Here is a 2,556-nt window from a genome sequence, read left to right on the forward strand (position 1 = left end):
GTAAGCGCGATTTTCGATGCGCATTGACGGCGCAAGACCGATGAACGTGCGCGCATTGGTAGCGAGATCCGGCTCTATCCGGCCGCAGTAGTCTTGGAGAAGTTGAACGGCAGCAGGTCGCCGATTTCGGCCGCTTCGCCCCGCTGCGGCAACTCTGTGAGCACGTGGCGCAGCCAGGCGAGCGGGTCGACGCCACAGGCGCGGCAAGTCAGCATGAGACTGTAGATCACGGCGCTGGCCCTGGCTCCGTCAGCGGTATCGCTGAACAGCCACGATTTTCTTCCGGTGGCAAAAACTCTGATCTCGCGTTCCAAGATGTTGTTATCGATCGGCATCGTGCCGTCACTGGTGTAGCGTGTCAGGTAATCCCATTGGTTCAGGGTGTAGGACACGGCTTCGCCGAGCTTTGTATCCGGCACGACCTTTGGCGCGATATTGTCGAGCCACACCTTCAGAGCATTCAGAACAGGCAGGCTGTGCTGTTGGCGGAAACGGCGAATGCAGTCAGCCGTCGTCTCCCCGGCATCTGGGGTTTTGTCTCTTGCCTGCTTTTCGATGTGGTAGAGCTGCTCGAAGAACCGGAGCGCCTGTTCCGGCGGTCCGCCTCCATTCTTCCTGGTTTTGAGGGCCTCGACGAAGCGCCGCCGGGAATGCGCCATGCATCCGACATGGGTTGCGCCATTCAATGTGCGCCAGGCTGTGTAGCCATCAGTGACGAGTATGCCCCGGTAGTCACCAAGGAAGGTCTGCGGGTGGATCTGACCGCGGCCGGGCTGGTAGTCGAGAAGCACGATCGGCTCGTCACTATCCTCGCTGCTGCGATAGGCCCACATGTATGACGTGCTGGTGGCTTCCTTGTCCTTTTCCTTGAGGACTTGGACCGTCGTCTCATCGCCATGAATGAGAGGCTGCGATCGCAACCGCAGTTTCAGGGCATCATAGATGCGGTGCAGATGCTTCTCGCTTGAGCCGATCACCCAGTGAGCGAGAGCGCCGCGGCTGATCGGAACACCGGCCCGCTCGAATGTTTGCGCCACGCGGTAAAGCGGCGTGCCATCGACGTATTTGTGGACCAGCGCGAAGGCAAGTGTCGATGCGGTGGCGATGCTGCCCGGCAGAGGCTGCGTCGGCATAGGCGCGATTACGACAGGCGTGTTGATCCCGGTGCGGTCGCAGTGGCGGCAGGCATATTTGAACCGCACATTCTGCAGGACCTTTGCCTTGACCTCGATATGAAGCTGTTCGCTAACGGCCTCGCCCATACGATGCATTTGGCTGTTGCAGCAGGGACAAGCCTTCTGATCGTCGGCAAGGTCGTATTCAACACGCTCGCGCGGCAGGTCTGCCGGCAGAGGCCTGCGTCCACGTTTCTTTCCCGTCTGACCTTCTACCGCTGGCAGGCCGGTGTCCGGAAGCTCGACAACATCACCTTCCTCGCCGTCATCTTCGATTGTAGCCTCTTCGGCCTCGTTGAAGAGACGATCAATGTGCTTTTCGCTGCGGGGTGCAAAGCGATGGAGCTTTGCAAGAGCCAGCTCCTCCTCAAGCTTGACGACCCGCTGCGAGAGCGCTTCCTTCTCGGCTTTGAGCGCAGCGATTTCGGCAGCATTGGCTGCCAATTGCGCCATCAGTTCTGCAATGCTCGGTTCGCTGGTGCGAGTCATCAGATTCTTGAATCTGAACCGCCCCTGCGCGTCAATCGCAATTCGCCATCCTCAGCCGGCGATCTGATACTGCCGCACGGGATGGCGGATCATCGCATCGATATCGATGCCGTCGAGAATCCAGTGAAGTTGCTCTGTCGTCAGCGTCACCACCGCAGTCTCTCGGCGTGGCCACCTGAACCTATCTTCCGTCAATTTCTTCAGGACCATAACAAACCCGGACCGATCAAAGAACAAAAGCTTCACCCGATCACGCCGGCGATTGCAGAAGGCAAACACTGATGGAGCAAACGGGTCCAGCTCCATCACCTCTTGCACCAGGACCGCGAGGCTATTGATGCCCGCGCGGAAGTCGATCGGCTCCCGATGGAGGTAGACCTTCAGATCAGCGCCCAGTCTGAACATGACCCAACGCTTCTATGATCGCCGCCAAGCCATCGACATCGCTGTATTCCACCGTCAGGCTGACCCCGTTCGGCAGCACCGCGCTCAGCTTGGATGCATGAGATCGTTTGCCGACCGGCTCCGCCTTCGTCAGTGGACCGCTGGCAGAAGACGAGTGCATATCTGCAGCTATCTGAACCGGAACGAACGCCGAGACCACAGGCAAAGCACGATCTTCTCTGGCTCTCTTCACCCACTTGCGAACGAGATTGGCGTTGACGCCGTGCTCTAGAGCTAGACGCGAGACCGAAACGCCGGGCTCTAAACACGCTGCGACAAGCTGATCTCGGGAGGCAGGGTCATATCGACGGCGGCCGTCGCGACCAACAAGCCGCACCTGCAATTTAGGAGCATCTTCATCCATGATTTGGTGTCCACCTATTTTTTGGTGGACACTTCATGCCTCAGAGCGCTGCGCCTCAAAAGGCGCACCGAAATTCGCGCTTAC

Annotated in this window: 3 protein-coding genes; all 3 read right to left on the reverse strand. The window is 58.8% G+C overall.

The features are described 5' to 3' along the window. Positions 1 to 74: 74 nt before the first annotated feature. The 3 genes from tnpC to tnpA are packed head-to-tail and all read right to left on the reverse strand — an operon-like array spanning position 75 to position 2,472. Complete coding sequence (gene tnpC / locus HGP12_RS33695) at positions 75 to 1,664, reverse strand: IS66 family transposase (protein WP_168880244.1); 1,590 nt, start codon at positions 1,662 to 1,664, stop codon at positions 75 to 77. A gap of 51 nt (positions 1,665 to 1,715) precedes the next feature. Then, the gene (gene tnpB / locus HGP12_RS33700; protein WP_076846215.1) at positions 1,716 to 2,069 is read right to left on the reverse strand and encodes an IS66 family insertion sequence element accessory protein TnpB; all 354 of its coding nucleotides are present in this window, start codon (positions 2,067 to 2,069) and stop codon (positions 1,716 to 1,718) included. Next, positions 2,050 to 2,472, reverse strand: a complete 423-nt coding sequence (gene tnpA, locus HGP12_RS33705) for an IS66-like element accessory protein TnpA (RefSeq protein WP_168844259.1) — start codon at positions 2,470 to 2,472, stop codon at positions 2,050 to 2,052. The genes tnpB and tnpA overlap by 20 nt, the downstream gene beginning before the upstream one ends. Positions 2,473 to 2,556 lie beyond the last annotated feature (84 nt).

The organism is Rhizobium sp. P28RR-XV, assembly GCF_012641385.1.
Classification (GTDB): Bacteria; Pseudomonadota; Alphaproteobacteria; order Rhizobiales; family Rhizobiaceae; genus Rhizobium.